Raw genomic sequence first — 19,365 nt, 5'->3', positions numbered from 1 at the left:
GAGCGAGGGCCAGGCATGAGTTCGATCCAGGTTGCCGACCAGACATTCGTCGCCGCCTCGGGCGCCGAGGTGGCGGGAGTGCTGGGCGATCGCGACCGGTGGCGCGGCTGGTGGCCCGATCTGACGCTCGAGGTTCGAGAGGATCGGGGCGACAAGGGAATTCGATGGGCCGTCGCGGGCCCGCTGACCGGCACCATGGAGGTCTGGCTGGAACCGTCGCTGGACGGGGTCATCCTGCACTACTTCCTGCACGCCGAACCGTGGAACGCGGCCCGGATGTCCCCGCGCGCCCTGCTGGCCGCCAATCGCGAGCGGCGGGTGGCGGGTAGGAAGATGTCGTTCGAGGTGAAGGCGCGTCTCGAGGCCGGTCGCCCGGCGGGCGTCACCCCGGTCCCCGTGCCCTGAACCGGAACCCGTTGTCTCGCAGTCGGAAAGGAAACGCTTCCAGCCATGGCCGACCGGACCCAGAGGTCGATAATCATCGACGCCCCGTCGGATCGGGTGATGGCCGTCATCGCCGACCTGGGGGCGTATCCGGAGTGGGTGTCGGCCGCCCGATCGGTGGAGGTGCTCGACAAATTCCCCGACGGCCGGGCCCGCAACGCGCGGTTCGTGCTCGACGCGGGGGTCGTCAAGGACACCTACGTGCTGTCCTACACCTGGCGGCCCGACGGGAAAGCGGTCACCTGGCAGCTGGTCAGCGGTGACTTACAGAAGGCGCAGGACGGCACCTACGAGCTGATCGACCAGCCCGACGGCACCACCCAGGTGATTTACGAGCTGACCGTGGACCTCACGATCCCGATGATCGGCATGTTCAAGCGCAAGGCCGAGAAGGTGATCACCGACACCGCGCTCAAGGAACTCAAGAAACGGGTCGAAGGCTGACACGTCTGGAGCTGTTCATAGGCAAGGGCGGGGTGGGAAAGACGACCCTGGCCTGTGTCACGGCCATGTCCTACGCACGGGCCGGACAGCGGGTGCTGATCGCATCGATGGATCAGGCCCACTCCCTGGGTGACGCGCTCGGCTTCCGCTTCCCGCACGATCCGGGCACGGTCGCCGGAATCACCACGGTCGCGCCGGGATTGGACGTCATCGAGATCGATTCCCTTGCGCTGCTGGAGGATCGCTTCCGCGATGCGGTGCGAATGCTGGCCGGACGCGGTCACGAACACGGAATCGACCTGGCCGCACTGGATCCGGCGGAGCTGACCGGCCTGCCAGGCGTGCAGGAACTGCTGATGCTCATCGAGATCGCCGATTTCGCCGACGAGGACGACTGGGACGTCATCGTCGTGGACTGCCCGCCCTCGGCCGATCTGCTGCGCATCGTCACCGCACCCGACACGCTGCTGGGCTATCTCGATCGCATCTGGCCCGCGCATACGCGCGCGCTGAGCGTCGCCGGGCCGGATCTGCGCCGGGTCGTGCTGGCCACGGCTGTCGAGCGCATCGCCGCCGCCGTGCGATCGGTGCGCGATCTGCTGGCCGACCACGAGCGCACCGGCGCTCGGCTGATCACCGGACCCGAACGGGTGGCCGTCGCCGAATCCGCGCGTATGCGCTCGGCCGCGGCGCTGCTCGGGTTGCGGCTGGACGGCATCGTGGTGAACAAGGTGCTGCCCGCGGTTGCCGAGAGCGAGGCCGACCATCCCGCGGCGCGCTGGTATCTGGAACGCCGCGCCGAACAGCTCGACGTCATCGCCGACCTGCGTCGCAGACTGCCCGGCGTACCCGTGACCATCGCACCGCACAGCGGTCCGGAACCGGTCGGGACGGCGGCGCTGCAAACTCTGGCGCGGCTGGTGGATTCGCGCGCTAACCGGGTAGTTCCGGAGGCAGACCCTATGCTTGGCGGTGCGCCGAGCGTACGGCTGGAATCGGGCGCGGGACTGCAGTCGGTGTTCACTCTTCGGATGCCCCTGCCCGTGGTGGACCCGGCGACGCTGCGACTGGGACGAGTGGAGGACGATTTGATCGTGGGAGCGGACGGGGTCCGGCGCCGCCTGCCGCTGGCGCCGGTATTGCGGCGATGCACGGTCGAGGGCGCCGAACTCGACGGCGAACAGTTGGTCGTGCGCTTCCGTCCCGACCCCGAGGTATGGCCGCGATGACCACCACCGACTCCGATCGGCACGAGGACCATTTCGGCGAGTTCGCCGAGGAACTGCGGCTACTGGCCGAGGCCGTCCTGGAACGGGTGGAGCCGGTGCTGCGCCGCGCGGCCGCCGACGGACGGCCGGAATGGGACGCGTGCACGTGGTGTCCGGTCTGCGCGGCGGCCGCGCTGGTCCGCGGGGAACATCACGACGTGCTCACCGCCATCGCCGAGAACGGCACCGCCATCGTGACCGTCCTGCGCGAGGCGCTGGCCGGGGTCCCGGTCGACCCGGTCATGCCCCCCGACCTCGATCACGAAGCGCCGCAGCATGATTCGCCAGCACCCCCCGCAGGACCCGATAGCGGGCCCGATGCGGATGATTCGCCCGAGACCGACCCTGGCACGATTGGCCGAGTGTCCGATCCCTCCGACAACTCCGCGGCCGCGGACCGCCGCCCCGGCCCCGCCAAGCCCACCCTCGGCGCGACCCTGCTGGGCGCCATGACCGGCCGCACGTCCCCTCGCGGCTCCCGGCCGAAAGCAGGCCGGGAACAAGAGAGTGGAAGCGCGCCCGGGCAAAAGAGTGGAAGCGCGCCCGGGCATGAGAAGGCGAGCGCGCCTGGGCAAGGCAGTGCAGGCGCGCCCGGCCGTGGGGCGGCGACCACGCCCGGGCACGGCAGGGCGAATGTGTCCGGAAAAGACACCGCGGGCGCGTCCGGACAGGGCAGTGCGGGGGCGGCGGGACGCAGCGAGGCCCGTGGGTCGGGACAAGGCCGGGCCGGTGGGCAGGGGAGTGCGGGGGCGTCCGGGGCCGGGCGGTCGGGGTACGTTTCGATCCCGGTGCAGATCAAGCGATGACGACGCGGATCGGGCGGGAAGCGCCCCTGACCGTCGGAATCGATGTGGGCGGCACCAATATTCGGGCCTCTGTCGTCGATGGCGCGGGCGAGGTGCTCGATACCGTGCAGGCGCCCACGCCGCATTCCGAGCAGGCGCTCGAGGACGGACTCGAGCGGGCCGTGCGGGAGTTGTGCGGGCGGCACGAAATCGGGGCGGTCGGGCTGGCCGTGGCGGGATTCGTGGACGAGACCCGGGCCTCGGTGCGGTTCGCGCCGCATCTGCCGTGGGAGGACACCCCGGTCGCGCATCGCCTCGGCGAACGGCTGCGGCTGCCGGTGATTCTGGAGCACGACGCCAATGCCGCGATGTGGGCGGAGTACCGCTTCGGCGCGGCGGCCGGTGCGCACAACGGCGTGCTGGTCGCGATCGGCACCGGCATCGGTGCGGCGCTGCTGGTCGGCGGCGAGCTGTATCGCGGAAGCTACGGCGTGGCGCCGGAACTGGGGCATCTGCAGGTGGTGCCGAACGGGCGCGCGTGCCCCTGCGGCAAGCGCGGCTGCTGGGAACGCTATTGCAGTGGAACGGCTCTGGTCGACACCGCGATCGAGATGCTGGCCACCGATCCGGCGCGCTCGACCATCCTGGCCCGCGAGGTGTTCCGCGATCCGGGCTCGCTGACCGGTCGCCGGGTGGCCGGGGCCGCCCAGGACGGCGATCCGGTCGCCCTCGATGTGATGGCCGATTTCGCCCGCTGGCTCGGCCTGGGCCTGGCCTTCGTGAGCGATATCTTCGACCCCGACCTGATCGTGATCGCGGGCGGCGTGAGCTCCTCGGCCGCACTGTTCCTCGACGAGGCCCGGGAACACTACGCGACCTCGATCACCGGCGCCCGGCACCGGCCACTGGCCCGCATCCGCACCACTCAGCTCGGCGAGGCGGCGGGCATGATCGGCGCGGCGGAACTGGCGCGAGCGGCGTTGGCGCCGGAGCGATCCGGTGATCTGCGCGCCGCGAAGTCCACCGCGAGCCGCCGGGCCAAGCCCGGCGCCAATCGCACGGCCAAGGCGGCCGCGAGCCCGGACGGCAAAGCCGGGGCCCGCAGGTGAGAATGTGGCCCCTGTCCTGCGTGAAATCCGGATGCGGGATTGGTCACAGCTCGGTCGCGGCGGTAGAGTCGGCAGCGGACGGTGGTGCCCGCGCAAAGAGGCCGGTCCCGGGAATTCTCACAGGGGAAAGGACGCAATGTTCTACTGGCTGCTGAAGTTCGTGCTGGTCGGACCTTTGATGCATCTCTACAATCGACCCAAGGTCGAAGGGGTGGAGAACATCCCGGCCGGGGGCGCAGCCATTCTCGCCGGCAATCACCTCTCGTTCACCGACTGGTTGTTCACCCCCCTGATGAGCCCGCGTCGAATCACCTACCTGGCCAAGGCCGAATACTTCACCACTCCCGGTCTCAAGGGCAGGCTGCAGAAGTTCTTCTTCTCGGGCACCGGTCAGTACCCCATCGATCGCAGTGGCGCCTCGGCCGCCGAGGCCGCGCTGGAGACCGCGCGCCGGCTGCTGAAGGAGGGCCGCCTGGTCGGCCTCTATCCCGAGGGCACCCGCTCGCCCGACGGCCGCCTGTACAAGGGCAAGACCGGCGTCGCCCGCTTGGCGCTCGAGACCGGCGTTCCGGTCATCCCGGTCGCGCTGATCGGCACCTACGAAGTCTGCCCGCCCGGACCGTTCCGCTGGCGCCGCAAGCAGGTCACCGTGAAATTCGGTAAGCCCATCGACTTCTCGCGCTACGAGGGCATGGGCGGCAACCGCTTCGTCGAGCGCGCGGTCACCGACGAGATCATGTACGAGCTCATGCGGATGTCGGGCCAGGAGTACGTCGACGTGTACGCCTCGAGCCTCAAGAAGGGCGCGCCCTCGGGCAGCCGCCCCGACGCCGATCGGATTCCGGAGAGCGTCGCGAGCTGATCCGAACGAAGCGCATGCTGAGACAAAGGTTGTGAGTAACGCCAGGGCCGAGCAATCGGCCCTGGCGTTTCCCGTTGTGCCCTACGACGCCTGCCGACGCCGATACGCCTCGATGGCCTCGAACTTGGCGAGATTGTGCCGAGCGTCGGCCAGCGCGTCGTGGGCGTCGGCCGGAACCGGCGGCAGCGTCGGTCGTCCCGACATCTCCCAGTACTGCCGCAGCTCGTTGGTGTAGCGCGGCATGGAGGTCGGCAGATCGACCATCGAACCCCACAGCTGGCACAGCGCCACGTGATCGTAGGCGCCCACCCAGGCCCACAGTTCCGGTTCGACGCTCGGGCGCGGCAGGAAGAAGCGGTAGAGGTCCTCGCGGATCTGCTCGCGGCTGCGCCACAGCGGCGAGGCGGGGGAGGGCAGTTTGGGCAGCACATTGCGCCGCACCCACGGGCCCGCCTTCTCCGGGTCGAATTCCGTTGAGACCGCGTAGTATTCGCGACCGTCCTCGCAGACCACGCCGATCGAGACCAGGTCGATGACGACCCCGTCCTCGATGAATTCGCAATCATAAAAGTATCGGAGCGAGATCGGTCTTCTCCTCATGTGCGGTCGTGCCGGTGATCGCGCACCGACACGACTGATTCGACGGTCCATCCGAGACTACGGACGTACCGGACGCGCCCTTCTCACCGGCCCCCATACCTCCGGGTTACCCACGATGCACTACGGTCACTATTCTGATCTGGTGAACTGGACCGTCGACGTACCGATCGATCGCTTGCCGGAACTTCCCCCGTTGCCCGCCGAGCTGCGACGGCGCCTCGACGATGCCCTGTCCCGCACGGCCCTGCAGCAGCCCTCCTGGGATCCGGATCTGGCCGGGAAGATGCGCACCGTCCTCGAGAGCGTGCCGCCCATCTGCGTGCCCGCCGAGGTCGAGGAATTGCGTCAGCGGCTCGCCGAGGTGGCGCGTGGCGAGGCCTTCCTCCTGCAGGGCGGCGACTGCGCGGAAACCTTCGCCGACAACACCGAACCGCATATCCGCGGCAATATCCGCACCCTGCTGCAGATGGCGGTCGTGCTCACCTACGGCGCGAGTCTGCCGGTGGTCAAGGTGGCCCGCATCGCCGGTCAGTACGCCAAACCCCGCTCGTCGGATACCGATTCACTGGGCCTGAAGTCCTACCGCGGCGACATGATCAACTCCCTGGTCGCCGAAGACGGTCTGCGCGAACACGATCCGTCGCGCCTGGTCCGCGCCTACGCCAATGCCAGCGCCGCGATGAATCTGGTGCGCGCGCTGACCGGCGCGGGCATGGCCGATCTGCACAAGGTGCACGACTGGAACCGCGACTTCGTCGCCCAGTCACCGGCCGGCGCCCGCTACGAGCAGCTGGCCCAGGAAATCGATCGCGGCCTGCGCTTCATGACCGCCTGCCGCGTCCAGGATCCGAGCCTGCAGGCCGCCAAGATCTACGCCAGCCACGAGGCGCTGGTTCTCGACTACGAGCGGGCCATGCTGCGCCTGGGCGAGAATGCCGCGGGCGATACCGCGCTCTACGACCTGTCGGCGCACTTTCTGTGGATCGGCGAGCGCACCCGTCAGCTCGACGGCGCGCATATCGCCTTCGCCGAACTGCTGGCCAATCCGATCGGCCTGAAGATCGGCCCGTCCACCACCCCGGAACTCGCGGTCGAATACGTCGAGCGGCTCGACCCCAACAACGAGCCCGGCCGCCTGACCCTGGTCGCCCGGATGGGCAACAACAAGGTTCGCGACGTGCTGCCCCCGATCATCGAAAAGGTCCAGGCCACCGGGCATCAGGTGATCTGGCAGTGCGATCCGATGCACGGCAATACCCACGAATCCTCCACCGGCTACAAGACCCGCCACTTCGATCGCATTGTCGACGAGGTGCAGGGCTTCTTCGAGGTGCATCACGCGCTGGGCACCCATCCCGGCGGCCTGCACATCGAGCTGACCGGTGAGAACGTCACCGAATGCCTCGGCGGCGCGCAGGACATCTCCGATCTGGACCTCGAGGATCGCTACGAGACGGCCTGCGATCCGCGCCTGAACACCCAGCAGTCGCTGGAACTGGCGTTCCTGGTCGCCGAGATGCTGCGGTGACGGACGGCGAATTGAACGTCGTCTTCCGGGCCGAGGGCATCCGGCGGGTCGATGCCACCGATCGCACGATTCTGCGTTTGCTGCGCGATCGCGACCGCGAGGGGATGCCGTCGGAGGTCGTGCTGCGCGACGGCAGCCGGCTGCTGATCTTCAACATCTCCTGGGGTTACGATCCGGCCGCGTTATCGGCGCAGGTCACCACGAATATCAGTCCGGCTGTCGGCGGTGCGCCCGTCGATGTGTTCACCACCGCCGCGGTGGTGGCGATCAACGATCCGGAGACCGGAGCGCCGCTGCTGGCCGTCGCGTGACGAGTGTCGCACAGGTTAATTGTTTGCTGAGCAGTTGCTGATTCGATATCCCTGAACTAGCTTCGACATAGTCCCGTTGTTCATGCGATGGGCTGTATGCGGTATCTGTTCTGGGAGGCCTGATGAAAAGGGTAGCGGTAGCCGGGGAATTGCGAGTGGCTCCCGACCGCGTCGCGTCGCCGCTGGCCCGGCACGAGTTCACAATGGACGGCGTGCCGGTGACGGTGGTGATCGAGCGGCCGGAGGTGGATCTGGCCGGAATCGCCTGGCGCTGCCGGGTCCGGGTGCTGCGCGGCAGTAGCCGGACCGAGCAGTCACAGGTCGTGGGTGCCAGCGCCAGCGCGGTCTTGCAGCAGGCGCTCGACCTGGTCGCGACTCGACTGGGGATCACCGAGGCCGAACTGCTCGGCGGCGCGACGGTCGGACTCGCGGCTCGTTAGAGGAACACCGTCAGCGTGATGGTCGCGCCGGGTTCGACGGCCGAGCCCCCGAACGGGGTCTGCAGGCGGACGGTACCGCGATCATTGCTGAAGACGTTGTTGAGCACCACCTTCAGCCCCATGCCCTCCAATTGGGCGCGGGCGGAGGCGGCGGTCATCCCGGTCACATCGGGCACCTGCACGGCATTGGAGACGATCAGGGCGACCGTCTGACCCGACAGCACGCTCTGTCCGGCGGCGGGATCGGTGCCGATCACCTGCCCGGACTTGATCTTCGGATCGAATTCGGTCCTGGTGTCGCCCACGGTGAGTCCGGCCTTCTGCAGGGTCGCGGCGGCCTCCTCGGCGGTCTTGCCGCGCACATCGGGCAGCTTCACCGGCTGAGAACCCTTGCTGCGCACAATCTTCACCGCGGCCCCGGTCGGCAGGACCGTTCCGGGCTTCGGATCAAGTTGCGCCACGGTGCCTTTGGGGGCGGTATTGGCCGTCTCGCCGCCGTCGACCGGGCGCAGTCCGGCATCGCGGATGAGCTGTTCGACGGTGCTCACGTCCTGGCCCGGTTTGAACTGGGGCACCTGCGGTTTGCCGTTGGATACCAGAATCGACACCGTGGAACCCTTGAGCGCCCGGGTGCCCGCGGGCGGATCGGTGCCGACCACGCCTCCGACCGGAATGATGTCGGAGGCGCGGTTGCGGACCGCGGTGTCGAATCCGGCGTCCTGTAGCGCCGTGGTGGCGTGCGCGGTGTCCAGGCCCGCGATCGCCGGTACCGCCGAATAGCGTTCCACGCCCAGATACCAGCCGCCGATGCCGAGCAGCAGCGCCAGGGCGATCACGATGCCCGCCCAGAGCAGCACCCGGCGACGCGATCCGCCGCGGCCGTCGCGCTCGCCGCGGTAGGTCGGTTGCTGCGGCGGGGGCGGAGGTTCGGCGATCGCGGTGTGCCCGTTGGTTTCCGGGAGATGTTGCGTCGCTGTCATCACCCGGGTCGGCTGGGGCATCGGCGCGCGCTGTTCGGACATCCGGGTCGTCGCCTCCGCCGCGACCGGGGCCGGGCGCGGGGCCGGGGCGGGTTGGACGCGGTAGCGGGCCGAGAGATGTTCGGCCGATTCCTTCGGCGCGGGCACCCGATACTCGGGGAGTCGCAATTCCGCGGCGATGCGGCGCATCTCGGCCGCCATCGCGTCGGCGTCGGCGAAGCGATGCGAGGGTTCGCGGGCGGTGGCGCGGGCGACCAGGGCGTCGAATTCCGGTGGCACCCCGGCGATCAGGCGGCTGGGGCTCGGCACATCCTTCTCGACGCGTTGATAGGCGATCGACAGCGAGTTGTCACCGATGAACGGGGTTCGGCCGGTGAGCATTTCGAAGATGAGGATGCCGAAGGAATAGACGTCGCTGCGCTCGTCGGCGGTGCCGTCGGTGACCTGTTCGGGCGACAGGTAGTGGGCGGTGCCGAGGATTACGCTTGCCGAGGTCATATTCGATCCGGCGACCGCGCGGACCAGACCGAAGTCGGCGATCTTCACCTCGCCCGAATCGGAGATGAGCACGTTCTCCGGTTTGACGTCGCGATGGATCAATCCCGCCCGGTGCGCGACCCCGATCGCCTCGAGTACCGGCTCGGCGACCGCGCGGACCGCGTGCGGTGGCATCGGGCCGCGTTCGCGCAGCAGTTCGCGCAGTGTGCCGCCCTCGACCAGTTCCATGATCAGGAACGGGTAGTCGCCGTCGATGCCCTGGTCGTAGACGGCCACCAGCGACGGATGCTTGAGTTTGGCCACCGAGCGGGCCTCGAACTCGAACCGGGTCAAAAATTGCGGATCACCGGCGAACTTGGGATCCATGACCTTGATGGCCACCGGTCTGTCCAGTCGCGTGTCCACCCCCCGGAACACCATCGACATGCCGCCCCGCGCGATCGGCGCATCGATGCGGTAGCGCCCGTCCAGCATCTGGCCGATCAACTGATGTCCTCCGACTTTCACAAAGCTCTCACCTCTCGCTTCGGCCGCGACAAGCGATGCCGCCCCATGACGGCTCACCCGATGGTATAGGCGGAACGGATCAGGGTGTCTCACGACGGGCCCGGCGGCACCCACTACCGTTATGGATGTGAGTGCATTTCCATGCAGCGACGATGTTGTGCCGGACGCGGTGACCCTGCTCCCGCTGCCCGACGTGGCCGATCAGCTCGGCATCGCGGTGACCAGGGTTCACCAGATGCTGCGCGATCACCAGATCCTCGCGGTCCGCCGCGACGGCATAGCCGGAATCCCCAAGGATTTCTTCGACTCCACCGGAGCCGTCGTCAAATTCCTCCCCGGCCTGATCACTGTGATGCGCGACGCAAAATACACCGACGAGGAAATCCTCGAGTGGATCTACACCGAGGACGCCACCCTCCCCGGCCGCCCGGTAGACGCCATCCACGGCCCCCTCGCCCGAGAGGTGATCCGGCGAGCGGCCGCCGATCCGTTCTGACCCCTCGCTCCGCTCGGGGAAAGAATGGAATCGGGAAGAAGAATGGAATCGGGAAGAAGGACGGGATCCGGAAGAAGGGTGGGCTCCGGAAGAAGGTGGGATCCGGAAGAAGGGCGGGATCCGGAAGAAGAATGGGGCCGCCTCTTTCTTTTCCCCGTCGTCACGCCCCCAGGGCGGGGCGACGGGGATATCGCGCACCCTTCGCGAATTCTCTTGCCGCGATGAGTAATCGGCGGCGCGTCGGGACCACCGCGCGGTGGGAGAACACCGCAAAGTCCGATCGTTCGATCTCTTCGAGGATCCCCGCGTAGAGGATCGCGGCCGTTCGGATCGCCGGGCGAACCCGGGGATCGAGCTGGGCCATGCCCGTATCGGCCCTGCGGTAGAGGTCGCGGTTGACGGCGATCAGATGGGCGAGGGCTCGGCGGAGGCGAGGGGCGGTGATGCCGGTGTGGTGGCAGTGGGCGAGGAGGGGTTCGTCCACGTCGAAGGCCGAGAGGGCTTCGATAGGCAGGTAGATGCGGTTTCGGTCGAGGTCCTCGGCGATATCGCGGAGGAAGTTGGTGAGTTGGAAGGCCTCGCCCAGGGCGGCGGCGGCCGGTTCGGCCTCGTGGAGGGGGACGACCGTGCCCAGGACGGGGAGCAGCTGCAGGCCGATGGCGGCCGCCGAGCCGCGCATGTACTGGCGAAGGTCGGTCATGGTGGCGTAGCGATTGCGGAACAGAGCGGAGCCGGGGACATCCATGCGCATGGCGTCCAGGAACGTCCAGAAGTGCTCGGGCGCGATGTCGTAGCGCAGGATCGTGTGGCTCACCGCGAACAGGATCGGGTCACCGGGGTGTCCGGGATCGCGCATGTCCAATCGCTCGCGCAACCGCTTTTCGATCAGATCCAGTTGCAGCGCCGCATCTTTCGCCTGTCCATCGACGATATCGTCCACGTGCCGGGCAAAGGCGTACAGCGCGTGGACGGCCCGGCGGCGGTCGGGGGACAGCAGCCGGGCCGCGAGGAAATAGGTGCGGCCGTGGGTGGCCGAGATCTCGGCGCAGCGCCGGTAGGCCGATAGCGCACCGGCCTCCTCGACACGGTTCATTGCTTGGCTTTGTCCGCCCGCAGCCGCAGCGGATCCACCATGCGCAGCGACACCGCGGCCAGCACCGCGGCGAAGGTCGCCGCCGCGACGTGTTTGAAGTCGTAGAGCCCGATCGAACCGCCGGGCTGGAACACCAGCATCAGCCACGTACACAATCCGACCAGCACCTGCAGCGTCGATCTCGACAGCGCGAAACCCGCCGCCAGCGCCAGCGGCCACGAGTAGTACCAGGGCAGCGCCGCAGGCGAGAGGATGACGATCGCGACGAAGGCGATCAGAATGCCCAGCACCGCCTGGCGCTCGGAATGCTTGAACCGCCACCACGTCCACACCAGCACCGCCACCAGCGCGCCCGCGCACAGCGTCCGCGTCACCGGCAGCACGCTCTCGAACCGCAGCGGCGTCACCCAGGTGATCACGTAGGCCAGCACGGTCGGCAGCGACAGCCAGTTGATGATCTTCTTCGACCCCGACAGCGCGGTGAGCCAGCCGATGCCGACCCCGGCCGTGGCCGAGGCGACGGCGAAGACCGCCGCGAACACCGCGACACCGAGCCCGGCGATCTTCACGAACGTCCACAGCGGATGCGGTAGCGGCCCTTCGTTCTTGGCCGCTCGTCGTTCGCGTTCGTGAATCATCCAGATCCACACCAGGAACGGCAGCGCCACACCCGCGGTCGCCTTGATGGCGACCCCGATCGCGATCACCACGATGCCCGCCACATGCCGATGTTCGAGCACCAGCGCGATACCCGCGGCCATCAGACCGACCATCAGCATCTCGTTGTGCACGCCGCCGATCAGGTGGATCAGCACCAGCGGATTGAGCACCGCCAGCCACAGCGCGATGGTCGGCTTACCGCCCAGATGTTTGGTCAGATGTGGAATGGCCCACATCATCAACGCCAGACCCGGCAGCATGACCAGCCGCATGGCGATCGTCCCGGCCACCACATTGTCGCGGGTGACGGTCGTGATCGCGCGACCCAGCAGCAGGAAGATCGGCCCGTAGGGCGCGGTGGTGTCCAGCCACACCCGGCTGACATTGTCCAGCAGCACACCCGGCTGCAATCCCTGCACCGGACTGACCTTGTAGGGGTCGAAGCCGTCGCGCAGCAGTGAGCCCTGCGCCAGATACGAATAGACGTCCTGGCTGAACATCGGCACCGCGAACAGCAGCGGGAAGATCCAGATGCCGACGATCGCGCGCAGCTCGTTGAGCGTGACCGTCCCGGCGTGTCCGCCGGTGCCGATCGTGATGCGCCCCAACCGGACCCACGCCAGAATCATCGCCAGCACACCCAGCCAGACGACGATCGTCGCCAGCACATATCCGTGCCCGAAGCGCAGCCAGGACAGATGCGTCGCCTCGAGCAGCGGGTCGTTGCGACGCACCGCGCCCGCGCCGAGACCGCCGAAGGTGATCAGCAACGCGCCCCAGAAGCCGAGCAGTGCGGCATGTCCTTCGGGGCTGCGGAGGAAGTCGCCGGCGCGGGTCCAGCGACTGAGGGTGTGCGATACCGTCGCGGGGCCCAGGGGCAACTCAGGAGTCACCGTGGGGGCCGCGGTAGCGGTATCCGGCTCGGGGGTCGGCATAGGTCGTCGTTTCCCCCCGGAAAGTCGGTGCGGTCGAGACCGCGTTGATAGGTCGCCGGACAGTTTAGTAGTCCGCCGGGAACATTAGCGCGCCGGTTCGTCCGGGGAGCGTTCCGGTGGGCTGCGGGTCGCCGGTGATGCGCTGGGCGGCCAGCTTTCCCGACAGCAGCGTAGTCGGTACGCCGACGCCCGGCGTCGTGCCGCAGCCCGCCAATACGACATTGGCGGCGGTGCGGGGCAGATTGCGCGGGCGGAACGGTCCGGTCTGGCGGAACAGATGCGCCGCCGAGAACGGTGTTCCCGCGATCATGCCCCGGTCCTGCCAGGTCCTAGGGGTGTCGAGATGGTCAACGGTGAAGTGCTCGCCGATGCCCCGATAACCGCGCGCCTCGAGCACCGCGAGCAGCTCGCGCAGGTACGCCGGGCCGAGCCGATCCCAATCCAGCGGCGCCGCATCGAGATTCGGGCACGGGGCCAACACTGACAGAGGTTCGTGACGGCCGCTGACACGCTCGATGAACATCCCGGGATCGGTGAGTGCCGGGCGGGTGAGCAGCAGCGAGGGATCGCTCATGAGACGCCCCCGACGCCCCGCGATCTCGGCGAAGGTCCGACCCCACGCCGCGCCGAAGTCGATGGTGTGATGCGCCTGCACCGGCCACCCCGCGGCCACCTCGGCCGGGACGGTGCCGTGCGCGACGACCGCCGAGGGCGCCGCGCGCAGGCCGCGCCGCCGGATGCCGAAGCGGTGCAGCGAACCGAGATCGGCTGTGAGGACCACCGCATCGCAGTCGAAGCCGCGGCCGTCGGCGCAGCGCACCCGCCGGGCCCGTCCGTCGCGGTAGTCGATGCCGCTGACCTCGGTGTTCAGCTCGAGCTGTCCGCCCGCGGCGACGAAGGCGCGGGCCAGGGCCGCGGTGATCGCGCGCATACCGCCCTCGGGGTAGTACACGCCCAGCGAGGTGTCCATATGCGGAATCGCCCCGTACACCGCCAGCGCCTGCGCCGGGGCCACCCCGGCGAACAGCGCCTGGAAGGAGAACAGCCGGGCCAGCCGCCGATCGCCCAGAATCCGCTCCACGCGGGGCCCGAGCCGACCGAACGCGCCCAGTCGCACCAGCTTCGCCAGCGCCGCGCGCTTGTCCGCGACGGTGACCATATCCAGCGGCGAGTCGAAATTGGTGTCCATGAATTCGTCGTAGGCCGCGGTGTAGATGCGCCCCAACCAGTTTCGCAGCTCCCGATAGCGCCGCACCTCGTCGGGACCACACACCCGCTCGACCTCTTCGGCCATCCGATCGGGTTCGGCGAATACCGAGATCGTGGCGCCGTCGTCGTAGCGGGCCTGATAGGCGGGAGACAGCCGATGAATCCGCAGCCCCTGCGCCCGCATATCGGCGCCGACCGCGGCCATCGCCTCGCCGACCAGCGACGGCAGGGTGAGAATCGTTGCCCCCGAGTCGATCTCGTAATCGGCCCCGCGATACACCCCCACCCGCCCACCGGGATGATCCGCCCGCTCGAGCAGCGTCACCGCCCGCCCCGCCCCGGTCAGATACAGCGCCGCCGACAGTCCGGACAGCCCCGCACCCACCACCACGATCCGATCAGACGGCCCCGCAACGGTTTTCATAATGATGCGCCTCCCCTCCCAGACGGCCCGCGCGGCCACATACGACCCACTACCACTCGGCATTCGCCCGCGTCGCACACCGAGGGTCCTGGCGACATCAGGCCGCATGCTGTTCGCCCAGGCCGCACGACGTGGGTGGTGGGGATGCCGAGCCGTGCGCCGTGCGGAAGTCCGGGTCGTGTGCCGTGCGTTCGTTCCTCAGGGCGCGGGTCATGCGAGCATCCGGGCCGCGTGCGGCTCGCCCGCGCCGCACGGCGTTGGGACGGGGACATCACGCCACGCGCTTGGTGGCCGCCACCGCCATCGCGTGCAGGCGGCGTTTGGCCTCGGGGCTGGCCGAGCTGCTTTCGAGGGCGCTCAGGCCGCGATCGGTGAGGTCGGTGATGCGCTGCTCTACGTCGTCGACCGCGCCCAGGTCGGTGATGAGTGCGCGCAGGTCGATCACCTCGTCCACGGACAGATTCGTGCCCAGGCTGGCGCGCAGCAGTTTCGCGGCGGCCGGATCGTCGGCGTCGGCGTGGCGCAGGGCCTCGGCGATCAGTACCGTGCGCTTGCCCTCGCGCAGATCGTCGCCGGACGGTTTGCCGGTTATCGCGGGATCGCCGAAGACGCCCAGCAGATCGTCGCGCAGTTGGAAGGCGATGCCGATATCGGTGCCGAATTCGCGATAGGCCGCGATCAGATCCGGATCCGCGTCGGCCAGCGCCGCGCCCAGATGCAGCGGGCGCTCGATGGTGTAGGCGGCGGTCTTGTAGCGGTTGATCCGCAGCGCGGCCTCCACCGAATCGTCGGCGCCCGCCTCGCCGTGGATGTCGAGCAGCTGCCCGCCCATCACCTCGGTCCGCATCCCCGCCCACACCGGGGCGAATCGGGCGTACGCGGCGGGATCGAGTCGAGCCGCGGCGACCATATCGTCGGCCCACGCGAGGGCGAGATCGCCGATCAGGATGGCGACGCTCGTGCCGAAGTGAGCGGAATCACCGCCCCAGCCGCGTTCGCGATGGCGGCGCTCGAAATCGACGTGCACCGTGGGGAATCCGCGCCGGGTGCGGGAGGAGTCGATGATGTCGTCGTGCACCAGCGCGCACGCCTGCACCAATTCCAGCGCGGAACAGGCCTGCAATACGGCCGGCGCCTCGGGACCGGTCGGATCGCCGCCCGCGCCCAGCCAGCCGGTCCAGGCGAATGCCGGCCGGGTGCGCTTACCGCCGCGCAGGACGAAATCCCGCAGCGCCTCGGCGGCGGTGACGAAGACCGGACCCAGCTCGTCGACATATTCGCGGCGGGTGACGAAGAACTCCTCGAGCGCCGCTTCCACCGCGGTGACCAGCGTCGCGGCATCCGTCGAAACCGGACGTGTCGGAGTACCCGGGCCAGCCGACAACACAACCTCCCAAGGTGACTCGACGCGTCGGACGCGCACCTGCGCCCGGGAAAACGATACTGCGGTGAGCAGACCCCGAGGTCATGGGGTCTTCGAGGTCGCCAATTACACTGAGTTGGTGAGTTCTGACAACGTACAGGGATTTTCGACCCCGAGCCGAGGGCCCCGCACGCCCCGGGTTTCCGGAACTCCATCCGTCGTGGGCGCGCTGCGCAAACGTCCCGACGGCGCCATTCCCTTCTCCGTGGAATTCAACCCGCCGCGCGATGCCGCGGCCGAGGCCCGATTGTGGCGGGCCGCACGCGAATTCGAGCGTATGCATCCGGCGTTCGTATCCATGACCTACGGTGCGGGCGGTTCGACCCGCGATCGCACCGCCCGGGTGACCGGCCAGTTGGCGCGCGAGACCACCCTGCTGACTGTGGCCCATCTCACCGCTGTCGGGCACAGCGTCGCCGAACTGCGCTCGATCATGGGCACCTATGCCGATTCGGGCATCCGCAATCTGCTGGTGCTGCGCGGTGATCCGCCCGGCGACCCGCTGGGGGAGTGGCATCAGCATCCCGAGGGGTTGGCCTACGCCGACGAACTCGTGCGGATGGTGCGCGAACTCGGCGACTTCCACGTCGGTGTGGCCTCGTTCCCGCAGGGGCATCACCGGTCGCCGGATCTGGATCACGACACCCGCTTCCTGTGCGCGAAACTGCGTGCGGGAGCGGAATATTCGATCACCCAGATGTTCTTCGAGGTGGACGACTATCTGCGGCTGCGCGATCGGGTGATCGCATGCGATCCGATCGAGGGCGCCAAGCCGATCATTCCGGAGCTGATGCCGATCACCTCGCTGCGCACCGTGCAGCGGGCAGAGGAGCTGTCGGGTCGTGCGCTGCCCCCGGCGCTGATGCGGCGGCTCGAGCGGGCGGCGGGCAATGATCCCGAGCGCAATCGCGACGCGGTGCGCGCGGTCGGCATCGAGATCGCCACCGAGCTCGGGCAGCGGCTGATCGATGAGGGCGCGCCCTGTCTGCACTTCATCACCCTGAACTTCGCCAAGGCCACCAGCGAGGTGCTGACCAACCTCGGCTACACCATGTCGGCCGCGCCCGTCAGCGCCTGACTTCGGCGTTTCGCGCGGCGATAACGGCTTTGCGCCCTCGCGGCACGGTAGCGTCACGTCGTCTGTGTGACTACGTGGTGCTGTCCGACAGGAGAATGCCGGTGGCCGTGTCGTTTTCGCTCGTTCGTCTCGCCGCGCTGGTGGCCGCGGCGGCCGTATTCGGCAGTGCGGGACCGGCCGCGGCCCAACCGCCCACCGCGCCCGATCCCGCCGCCGCGATCGCGCGAGCCGATCGGGCGATGGCCGGTTCGGACCTGTTCGCGGCCTACGACGATACGGCGCAGAATTTGCAGCGGCTGGGCGCGCAGCCGTTCCTGTGGCCCACGTTCTCGCCGCTGTGCAGCGACTTCGATCCGGAGTACGCCGGAATCGCCCCGGCCCTGGCGGGCGCGTTTCCCGGTCCGTGGCCCAAGCACACCATCGCGATTCCCGGATTGGAGCTGTCGGGGGTGAAGGCCGGGCAGACGCTGTTCGCGTTCGTGCCGTTCGGATTGTGGCCCGATGGGTTCGACACCTCCGGTATGCAGCTGGTCTGGTTCAACGTCAGCACCAAGCAGGGTGGATTCGTCCCGATGGGCCCGCTGTCGCAACTGGTGAAGATCCTGCTGCCCCCGCAGGTCCCCGAATCCGTCCGTCCCATGGCCGAATCGGTCGTCCGCAATATGCTCACCCGCGCCCTGCCCTTCGGCGGGGTTCGAGTGGCCCCCGTCGACACCGGTTCGGGCACGGTCCTGGCCATGATGTTCGGTACTGTCCGCAACGGCCTGAAGACCTGCTTCTTCCTGCCGACCGTGGGCATCATCGGGGTGCCCTGAGTCATCCGGCGCGGGCGACGAGCGAGCGACCCTTCCAGGTCAGCTGTCCGGCCCGGTGCAGCCGGTGCGAGCGGATGGACAGCCGCAGATACGCGGCGACCGAGACGGGATGGGCAAGGGCCGCCGCGATATCCGACGGGCCGGGTGCGTCGCCCGCCTCCAGGGAGCGGGCCAGCAGGCGGGCGCAGACGGCGGCGGTATAGCCGAGAGCGCCCGTGCGGCGCAGCGCGCCGTGACCGAGGAGCGCGGCCAGCGGCGGGGTCCAATAGGTCAGGGCGGCCAGCGCGCCGACCGCTGCGCTACCGGCGACCGAACCGTAGGCCGACCACAGCCAGCGCGTGTATCCGACATCGAGATCGCTTGCGCTCCGGTACATTCGGGTGCTCGCCACGCGCCCGGCGGCGACGAGGACGGTCCGTCGACCGTCACGGCGCAGCGCACGAGCCAGGGCCAGATCCTCGGTGACATCCGCGGCCACGGCCGCATGTCCGCCGATCGCTCGATAGGCCGCCGCGTCGAAGACCAGGAACTGCCCGCACGACACCGCGGTCGAGGGCCGCAGGCTGTGATTGGCCAACCGCACGGGCAGCGTGGTGGCCCACGACCAGCACAGCAGCGGCTGCACCAACGCCTCGCTCAGCGATTCGGCCCGCTGATAGGGCCAGGGCGCCACCACCGCGGCGGCCGAGCGACGCAATTCGTCGACCGCGGCCGCGATCGCGCCCGGGCCGAGTCGCACATCGGCGTCGAGGAAGATCAGCACGCCCGCGGGCGCGTCGTCGGAACCCCCTGTGACGCCCGCGATCTCGGTGAGCCGGGCACACGCCGCGGTCTTACCTGTCCAGCCGGATGCCGGTTCGGTCTCGGCGGTGATGATGGTGAACCGTTCGTCGCCCTCGACCGCGGCGACGGCCGCGTGATAGGTCCCGTCCGCCGAGCGATCGTCCAGAATCAACACCCGCATGCGCGGAATCCCGCGCTGCGCCCGCAGATCCGCGATGAGCGCGGGCAGCCGATCGGCCTCGTCGCGCGCCGGCACACATACGGTCACCGGCTCGATCACCGAGGTCGTCACGGCCACCAACTGCCGCACCGTCACCCGATTGACCAGAGCCATGACGCATCCCGCCCCGGACAACACCGCGGCGGCGGCTACCACACCCCGAGCCGTGACCGTATTCATGCGAAGTCCAGCCTCCCACACCCCGGCTACCGCTGTCGCCCCCGACGCTACCGCGCAACCCCCTACCCCGCCCCACCACCGCTCCGGCCGCAGACTTCACATCACCCAGTCGAAGGCTCTCAACCCGCTCCTGCGAACCGAGGGCTTCTGTTGCCCGTTTGGGCTGAGGGTTTCTGTTGCCCGGTTCTGGACCGAGGACTTCTATTGCCCCGTTCTGGACCCAAGGCTTCCATCGCCTTCCTTCGGAACGAAGGCTCTGTTGTCCCTTCCGGA

The 19,365-nt window shown here is 68.7% G+C and carries 19 protein-coding genes; 12 read left to right on the top strand and 7 right to left on the bottom strand.

Annotated features, from left to right (window positions below; translation table 11 throughout):
* The first annotated feature begins 15 nt into the window (after nt 1–15).
* From NP4_RS33030 to NP4_RS33005, 6 genes are all read left to right on the top strand, one after another.
* Nucleotides 16–405 carry a polyketide cyclase / dehydrase and lipid transport gene (locus tag NP4_RS33030; RefSeq protein ID WP_068006339.1) on the top strand — a complete coding sequence of 130 codons (390 nt, stop codon included), beginning with the start codon at nt 16–18 and terminating at the stop codon, nt 403–405.
* Nucleotides 406–450: 45 nt separating this feature from the next.
* Complete coding sequence (locus tag NP4_RS33025; protein WP_068006337.1) at nt 451–888, top strand: SRPBCC family protein; 438 nt, start codon at nt 451–453, stop codon at nt 886–888.
* Entirely contained in the window at nt 885–2,117 is a 1,233-nt protein-coding gene (locus NP4_RS33020) for an ArsA family ATPase (RefSeq protein WP_255285609.1), read from the top strand. Before NP4_RS33025 ends, NP4_RS33020 begins: the two co-directional genes overlap by 4 nt.
* A complete protein-coding gene (locus NP4_RS42935) occupies nt 2,114–2,962 on the top strand; it encodes a hypothetical protein (RefSeq protein ID WP_245997893.1) in 849 nt (282 codons plus the stop codon). The genes NP4_RS33020 and NP4_RS42935 overlap by 4 nt, the downstream gene beginning before the upstream one ends.
* Nucleotides 2,959–4,050: an ROK family protein gene (locus NP4_RS33010; RefSeq protein WP_082876433.1), complete on the top strand. Its 1,092-nt coding sequence runs from the start codon at nt 2,959–2,961 to the stop codon at nt 4,048–4,050. Before NP4_RS42935 ends, NP4_RS33010 begins: the two co-directional genes overlap by 4 nt.
* 136 nt (nt 4,051–4,186) lie before the next feature.
* A complete protein-coding gene (locus NP4_RS33005) occupies nt 4,187–4,912 on the top strand; it encodes a lysophospholipid acyltransferase family protein (protein ID WP_068006332.1) in 726 nt (241 codons plus the stop codon).
* Between the two features lie 81 nt (nt 4,913–4,993).
* Here NP4_RS33005 and NP4_RS33000 read toward each other — a convergent pair whose 3' ends face one another.
* Nucleotides 4,994–5,512 carry a polyadenylate-specific 3'-exoribonuclease AS gene (locus NP4_RS33000; protein WP_068006330.1) on the bottom strand — a complete coding sequence of 173 codons (519 nt, stop codon included), beginning with the start codon at nt 5,510–5,512 and terminating at the stop codon, nt 4,994–4,996.
* A 142-nt stretch (nt 5,513–5,654) separates the two neighbouring features.
* Between NP4_RS33000 and NP4_RS32995 the strand changes: the two genes are divergently transcribed.
* From NP4_RS32995 to NP4_RS32985, 3 genes are all read left to right on the top strand, one after another.
* A complete protein-coding gene (locus NP4_RS32995) occupies nt 5,655–7,040 on the top strand; it encodes a class II 3-deoxy-7-phosphoheptulonate synthase (protein ID WP_068006429.1) in 1,386 nt (461 codons plus the stop codon).
* On the top strand, nt 7,037–7,351 hold the full coding sequence (locus NP4_RS32990; RefSeq protein WP_068006328.1) for a hypothetical protein: 315 nt from the start codon (nt 7,037–7,039) through the stop codon (nt 7,349–7,351). The genes NP4_RS32995 and NP4_RS32990 overlap by 4 nt, the downstream gene beginning before the upstream one ends.
* Nucleotides 7,352–7,473: 122 nt before the next feature.
* On the top strand, nt 7,474–7,791 hold the full coding sequence (locus tag NP4_RS32985) for a hypothetical protein (RefSeq protein WP_068006325.1): 318 nt from the start codon (nt 7,474–7,476) through the stop codon (nt 7,789–7,791).
* On the opposite strand, the gene pknB is transcribed toward NP4_RS32985, so the two are convergent.
* The gene (gene pknB, locus NP4_RS32980; RefSeq protein WP_114755679.1) at nt 7,788–9,776 is read right to left on the bottom strand and encodes a Stk1 family PASTA domain-containing Ser/Thr kinase; all 1,989 of its coding nucleotides are present in this window, start codon (nt 9,774–9,776) and stop codon (nt 7,788–7,790) included. The two genes, NP4_RS32985 and pknB, sit on opposite strands and share 4 nt — an antisense overlap.
* Before the next feature lie 127 nt (nt 9,777–9,903).
* On the opposite strand from pknB, the gene NP4_RS32975 reads away from it, so the two are divergent.
* Nucleotides 9,904–10,272, top strand: a complete 369-nt coding sequence (locus NP4_RS32975; protein WP_068006427.1) for an Rv2175c family DNA-binding protein — start codon at nt 9,904–9,906, stop codon at nt 10,270–10,272.
* A gap of 160 nt (nt 10,273–10,432) precedes the next feature.
* On the opposite strand, the gene NP4_RS32970 is transcribed toward NP4_RS32975, so the two are convergent.
* The 4 genes from NP4_RS32970 to NP4_RS32955 form a co-directional block, all read right to left on the bottom strand.
* On the bottom strand, nt 10,433–11,365 hold the full coding sequence (locus tag NP4_RS32970; protein WP_068006321.1) for a phytoene/squalene synthase family protein: 933 nt from the start codon (nt 11,363–11,365) through the stop codon (nt 10,433–10,435).
* The gene (locus tag NP4_RS32965) at nt 11,362–12,960 is read right to left on the bottom strand and encodes an alpha-(1->6)-mannopyranosyltransferase A (RefSeq protein WP_082876432.1); all 1,599 of its coding nucleotides are present in this window, start codon (nt 12,958–12,960) and stop codon (nt 11,362–11,364) included. The genes NP4_RS32970 and NP4_RS32965 overlap by 4 nt, the downstream gene beginning before the upstream one ends.
* A gap of 64 nt (nt 12,961–13,024) precedes the next feature.
* Nucleotides 13,025–14,593, bottom strand: coding sequence for a phytoene desaturase family protein (gene crtI / locus NP4_RS32960; RefSeq protein ID WP_082876431.1), 1,569 nt, complete (start codon nt 14,591–14,593; stop codon nt 13,025–13,027).
* A 271-nt stretch (nt 14,594–14,864) separates the two neighbouring features.
* A complete protein-coding gene (locus NP4_RS32955; RefSeq protein ID WP_373863882.1) occupies nt 14,865–15,977 on the bottom strand; it encodes a polyprenyl synthetase family protein in 1,113 nt (370 codons plus the stop codon).
* A gap of 118 nt (nt 15,978–16,095) precedes the next feature.
* Between NP4_RS32955 and NP4_RS32950 the strand changes: the two genes are divergently transcribed.
* Together NP4_RS32950 and NP4_RS32945 are read left to right on the top strand one after the other, a co-directional pair.
* Complete coding sequence (locus NP4_RS32950; protein WP_082876429.1) at nt 16,096–17,094, top strand: methylenetetrahydrofolate reductase; 999 nt, start codon at nt 16,096–16,098, stop codon at nt 17,092–17,094.
* Nucleotides 17,095–17,195: 101 nt separating this feature from the next.
* The gene (locus NP4_RS32945) at nt 17,196–17,909 is read left to right on the top strand and encodes a hypothetical protein (protein WP_245997894.1); all 714 of its coding nucleotides are present in this window, start codon (nt 17,196–17,198) and stop codon (nt 17,907–17,909) included.
* Between the two features lies 1 nt (nt 17,910).
* On the opposite strand, the gene NP4_RS32940 is transcribed toward NP4_RS32945, so the two are convergent.
* Entirely contained in the window at nt 17,911–19,092 is a 1,182-nt protein-coding gene (locus tag NP4_RS32940) for a glycosyltransferase family 2 protein (protein WP_068006311.1), read from the bottom strand.
* Nucleotides 19,093–19,365: the final 273 nt, after the last annotated feature.

Source organism: Nocardia pseudobrasiliensis NBRC 108224 (assembly GCF_001613105.1).
Classification (GTDB): domain Bacteria; phylum Actinomycetota; class Actinomycetes; order Mycobacteriales; family Mycobacteriaceae; genus Nocardia; species Nocardia pseudobrasiliensis.
This window is presented reverse-complemented; position numbering and strand designations above follow the sequence as displayed.

What these genes read in the sequence shown, in the direction of transcription:
- NP4_RS32970 (WP_068006321.1), bottom strand. Translation starts at nt 11,365, where the DNA reads ATGAACCGTGTCGAGGAGGCCGGTGCGCTATCGGCCTACCGGCGCTGC.
- NP4_RS42935 (WP_245997893.1), top strand. Translation starts at nt 2,114, where the DNA reads ATGACCACCACCGACTCCGATCGGCACGAGGACCATTTCGGCGAGTTC.
- NP4_RS32965 (WP_082876432.1), bottom strand. Translation starts at nt 12,960, where the DNA reads ATGCCGACCCCCGAGCCGGATACCGCTACCGCGGCCCCCACGGTGACT.
- NP4_RS33005 (WP_068006332.1), top strand. Translation starts at nt 4,187, where the DNA reads ATGTTCTACTGGCTGCTGAAGTTCGTGCTGGTCGGACCTTTGATGCAT.
- NP4_RS32940 (WP_068006311.1), bottom strand. Translation starts at nt 19,092, where the DNA reads ATGAATACGGTCACGGCTCGGGGTGTGGTAGCCGCCGCCGCGGTGTTG.
- NP4_RS32985 (WP_068006325.1), top strand. Translation starts at nt 7,474, where the DNA reads ATGAAAAGGGTAGCGGTAGCCGGGGAATTGCGAGTGGCTCCCGACCGC.
- NP4_RS33000 (WP_068006330.1), bottom strand. Translation starts at nt 5,512, where the DNA reads ATGAGGAGAAGACCGATCTCGCTCCGATACTTTTATGATTGCGAATTC.
- crtI (WP_082876431.1), bottom strand. Translation starts at nt 14,593, where the DNA reads ATGAAAACCGTTGCGGGGCCGTCTGATCGGATCGTGGTGGTGGGTGCG.
- NP4_RS33025 (WP_068006337.1), top strand. Translation starts at nt 451, where the DNA reads ATGGCCGACCGGACCCAGAGGTCGATAATCATCGACGCCCCGTCGGAT.
- NP4_RS33010 (WP_082876433.1), top strand. Translation starts at nt 2,959, where the DNA reads ATGACGACGCGGATCGGGCGGGAAGCGCCCCTGACCGTCGGAATCGAT.
- NP4_RS33030 (WP_068006339.1), top strand. Translation starts at nt 16, where the DNA reads ATGAGTTCGATCCAGGTTGCCGACCAGACATTCGTCGCCGCCTCGGGC.